We start from the raw sequence: 4,144 nt of genomic DNA, 5'->3' as shown, positions 1-4,144 counted from the left end.
AGAGTTTGGAAGATCGCGACAAGCAGTCCGGTATCTCGCCATTTGCAGAAGCGACTGTAGACCGTTTTCCATGAACCATAGCGTTCCTCCGGTAGATCGCGCCAGGCAGCACCACTTCGAGCGATCCATAGAAAAGCATTAAACATGGTTCTTTCACTTAATTTTGACGGACGCCCTGTTTTGTAGGGTGGAAACATGTCCTTAATTTGTTCCCACTGTTCATCGCTTATTTCGTACCGTCTTTGAATCATGCTTGACGCCCCATTCGTTTTCTCAAATCTTACCATGTTATTTAGTTTCCAGACACATCCTAGGTTTATATGATTAAGCAATGTACAACTTAAATGTATATAATCATCAGGAATTCTGTCCAATCTATAATTGCGGATTTACAATATAATAACGTATAACCTTGAAATGGAGTGATGATAAATGGCGACAATTATAAGTTACGGTTCACAGGCAAAAATTCCGTTAGACCCGCTTACTATTACTACAACAGTTGTTGGGACTCCTGGAGCTGGAGCGGGACTAGCCACGGCACAAGTAAATATTAGTCCGGCTAATCCTGCCTCTTTCTCCAGTAGAGTCGAGTTAAATGGTAGTTTTAGTCTTACTGCACTTGCTAATAGTCAATTTTTTGTTATTATCCGGCGTGCTGGAGTCGATATTTATAGATCCTTTTATCGTTTTACTACAACTACTGATATTCAATTAAATGTTCTGTGGGTTGATGGTCCTTATCTTGGAATTCACAACTATGAATTGGTGATCCAAAATGATAGCAACTTGCCTATAAATCTATTTGGACCCATAGCATTCACAGCAACTGCTATTGGAGGAGAGGGCGTAATTTAAGTTATGCAACTAGATTTGGGTCTAGTCAGATAACAAACGCGAAATCTATTTGATGCTCAAAACCAAATTAGCGGTTGCAAATTGAAACGGAGAAATAATATGGATTTAAATGGCGATATATTTGCAAGTCCTGTAATATTGTAATGAGGATCAAAAAGTTATTGGAGCCCCGGCTGCTCGCCAAGGTGAGAATCAGGAGCTGGACCAAATCCGGAATATACGGAGTCCTGTATTTACGGAGTTTATCATATAAACAAAAAAAGTCCGCCGACCAGTTAAGGTTGACGGGCTTTTGCCGTTGCTTTCGGACTGCACGCTCGGTGCTTCCGATCCGTGTAATAAAACAACATCCCATTTGGTACATTATGTATATTTAAAAAGGTAAAATTCCCTTGAAGGTAAGGAAATCCCCCCATATTGGCGGTGTAGGATACGTTCTTTATGTTCACTAAATAATAACTGGAACAATGTGTAAATGCTATTTTGTAGAATATTCGTCTACACTGAACGTAAGAATTTTAGCGAAGATTACATAATCTTTCCGGCTGGTAAAGGGTCCTTTGTTATTGTCGTGTTTGTTGATTGCATATGATGCTGTTCCTGTACCGCCCTGCTCATACCAAGCAATGAAGGCATTTACCTCGGCCATGCTGAGATCAAATTCTTTTTCAAGGCCAGTGTTCATCGGCACTACCAGGATCGCCCGGTCACCTGTTGGCTGCTCTGGCGTTGGTGACGGTGTAACCGTTGGTGTTGATGTTGGCTCAACAGTTGGTTGCGGTGTTACTGTTGGTGTAGGTGCTGTTGTTGGTGCAAAAGTTGGTTCAGGTGTCAGAGAACCTATTGTGATCCCACTAATAGCGATCCAAGTAGTACTCCCAGTACATACTATTCTAACCCCACTATACTTTCTGGGGGTTACTACAAAAGGATCAAGAATTGTATAGGTTTTTGTTATATGATTCTCTACACTTTTAGTTACATTTCCCGAAATCTCTACCCACTTATTAGATTGTAAACCATAAACTTTATAGGTAACATCCGTCTTAGGATTTGAAGAAGCCGCCAACTGAACAAATTCAAGATATACTTCTTTGCCTCTAATGCACTACTGGTACTAAATGGTGCCCCCACCTTCAGCATTTGAAACCTCATCTTCAAGTATTGGGCGGATAAAACAACCGATAAAATGATACACAACCTAACTTACCTATACTACCCATTCTTTTTTTCACAAATTTCCATCTCCTTTAATATGTATGCATACAAGCCCACAATAAATAAAGGCGAACAAACAGTCTGTTTTTCGACGAAAATTCACAATACACTTAAGGGTTATTAAGGGATTATATGGATTAATGAATGAACAGAAAAAAGCCCACTAAACCATTTAAGGGTTGATGGGCTTTTACAATTGCCGATGCTTTCGGACTACACCCTCGTTGCTTCCAAACATGTAATAATACAAAATTCTATTTCCCGATGATTTTACTCACAGCATACAATCTCTTTATTCCTTCTGTCCCTACCCACCCACCTACACTCGCCAAGATGATATTATGAAAAAGCTTCATGGCTATAGAATAGGTCATTGTACCAATGATGATTTCAATAACTAAGAACCTCAGGACAGCTCCCTTGGTTATAATGTAAACTTTGAATTCTTGATTATGAAGCATCGGTCTCATCATCCACCTCATAAGGGTTTTAAGTAACCAATATGCTTCCATCAGGTTGTCTAATTCCTACTTAGACTCATGAGTTTAATCCATTTAGGCCATGCAATCCGGAAATTGCTCAATGAAATCAAAATCATTTGCAGTACCCGAAAGCGTATATCAATCCCGTTATTGTCGTCAACCTTGGCAACCAGGAGAACCATATCATCGATATGCACACCGCTGATCATTACCCGCTCCACATTACCCGTATGCATATCCTGTAAGGAGTCAGTGATCCGATCGTCTCCCATATTTACTAAGCTTATTAAGAAGTTTCGAAAGTCCCAAAATACAAAGTAAAGTTATTCCTGCAAAGATGGGCATGAACTACGTATTTTAATGCCAAACCGAGAGACAATTACCAAGCGCCTCAAGGCTGCGGTTAATCAGATTCATCGCTGGGTAGACATTGTTCTCCTGAACTTCGCCAGGTCTTTAAAATCCTTACTTGCACCAGTGCAATCGCAACACTCAGACTCTTCCCCTTGCCTAAGAGGTCCTTCGCGGTTGGAAGCAATATGTAAAACGTCATGCTGGAGTTAACCGTGCTGAACTACTCATTTCACTTGCGAAATCCAGTGTGGGGGTAATATGCAATTATTTTAACCGACATCTGCTAAAAATACATTAACCCAACAAGATGTAACAAACCCAATAAACCCATTGGATATATAATTAATCTTGAGTATAAGTTCTTAAAATTATTATTTGGATGCTTCTCAAAGAAAAAATGAGCGATCGAGTGAAAAATTAAAAATAGATCTATTATTACGAAAGATAAAAGATGTTGACTTATAAATGAAAACAGTAAAAAAGTATATAGCGGTAGATGCAAAATTGTAAATACTTTGAATGCACGTTTATCTTCCATATCTTTTAGGATTATAAACATTCTCCATTCTTTGGCTCTTATTGCATCCATTTCGTGCAAAAGTAGGAGAGCAAAATTAATTGAAAAAATCATTAGTAAAATTGATGACACAGTTACACCTCACTTATTGAATATACTCAGAGTTAATCACATCATAAAATAATTACGTTTCGAAACATGGAGGGTTCCATTAAACTGCCCGTCAGCCTAAAAAGAGCCATTCCTGTAATGAATTAATTTGAGGTTTGAATGAAAAAAGCGCCAGCTGTATACTGGGAAACGTTCCGTCCAGAGAACAAATTCCAGCGCAGGAGGCACTCAACATGAAGTATAAACAATCGAAGAAACAGAATCAACGGATTATGAGAATTTCCGACAAGACCCTTGTGGTAGGGGCAGACATCGCTAAGGAAACCCATGTGGCCCGAGCCATTGACTTTCGGGGAATTGAACTGGGGAAAGATTGTGTATTCTCCAATACACGAACAGGTCTGGAGCAACTGGTACAGTGGATGAAGGAGCTTCAGCAGGAGCATGCCAAGAGCGACGTCCTCTTCGGCATTGAGCCCACCGGACACTACTGGTTTAACTTGGCCGAGTATTTGGGACAGCAAGGTATTCCTTTGGTCATTGTCAATCCGCACCATGTACACCAAAGCAAAGAACTGGAAGATAACTCACCGACGAAAAACGA

The 4,144-nt window shown here is 39.9% G+C and carries 5 protein-coding genes and 1 pseudogene; 3 read left to right on the top strand and 3 right to left on the bottom strand.

The features are described 5' to 3' along the window. On the bottom strand, nt 1–251 hold a 251-nt coding region (locus A3848_RS33140), incomplete at its 3' end, for an IS5/IS1182 family transposase (RefSeq protein ID WP_074083650.1). Nucleotides 252–432: 181 nt separating this feature from the next. On the opposite strand from A3848_RS33140, the gene A3848_RS24510 reads away from it, so the two are divergent. Beyond that, on the top strand, nt 433–858 hold the full coding sequence (locus tag A3848_RS24510) for a hypothetical protein (RefSeq protein ID WP_074087490.1): 426 nt from the start codon (nt 433–435) through the stop codon (nt 856–858). A gap of 478 nt (nt 859–1,336) precedes the next feature. Here A3848_RS24510 and A3848_RS33580 read toward each other — a convergent pair. After that, nucleotides 1,337–1,666 (bottom strand): annotated as a pseudogene (locus tag A3848_RS33580) (ran-binding protein 10); the annotation flags it as partial. Nucleotides 1,667–2,674: 1,008 nt separating this feature from the next. On the opposite strand from A3848_RS33580, the gene A3848_RS33135 reads away from it, so the two are divergent. Next, nucleotides 2,675–2,803, top strand: coding sequence for a hypothetical protein (locus A3848_RS33135; protein WP_256702546.1), 129 nt, complete (start codon nt 2,675–2,677; stop codon nt 2,801–2,803). 392 nt (nt 2,804–3,195) lie between these two features. Here the strand turns inward: A3848_RS33135 and A3848_RS33480 are convergent, their stop codons facing one another. Continuing rightward, entirely contained in the window at nt 3,196–3,543 is a 348-nt protein-coding gene (locus tag A3848_RS33480; protein ID WP_074087491.1) for a DUF6713 family protein, read from the bottom strand. A 230-nt stretch (nt 3,544–3,773) separates the two neighbouring features. Between A3848_RS33480 and A3848_RS24480 the strand changes: the two genes are divergently transcribed. Continuing rightward, the coding region (locus A3848_RS24480) for an IS110 family transposase (protein ID WP_143192457.1) at nt 3,774–4,144 on the top strand (371 nt) is incomplete at its 3' end.

This window comes from Paenibacillus sp. P32E (assembly GCF_001909085.1).
Taxonomy (GTDB): domain Bacteria; phylum Bacillota; class Bacilli; order Paenibacillales; family Paenibacillaceae; genus Paenibacillus_AQ; species Paenibacillus_AQ helianthi.
The sequence above is the reverse complement of the archived record's forward strand: the minus strand, read 5'-3'. Positions and strand labels throughout refer to the sequence as shown.

Excerpts from the sequence above, each read along its gene's own strand:
- A3848_RS24510 (WP_074087490.1), top strand. The coding sequence starts at position 433 with ATGGCGACAATTATAAGTTACGGTTCACAGGCAAAAATTCCGTTAGAC.
- A3848_RS33480 (WP_074087491.1), bottom strand. The coding sequence starts at position 3,543 with ATGATTTTTTCAATTAATTTTGCTCTCCTACTTTTGCACGAAATGGAT.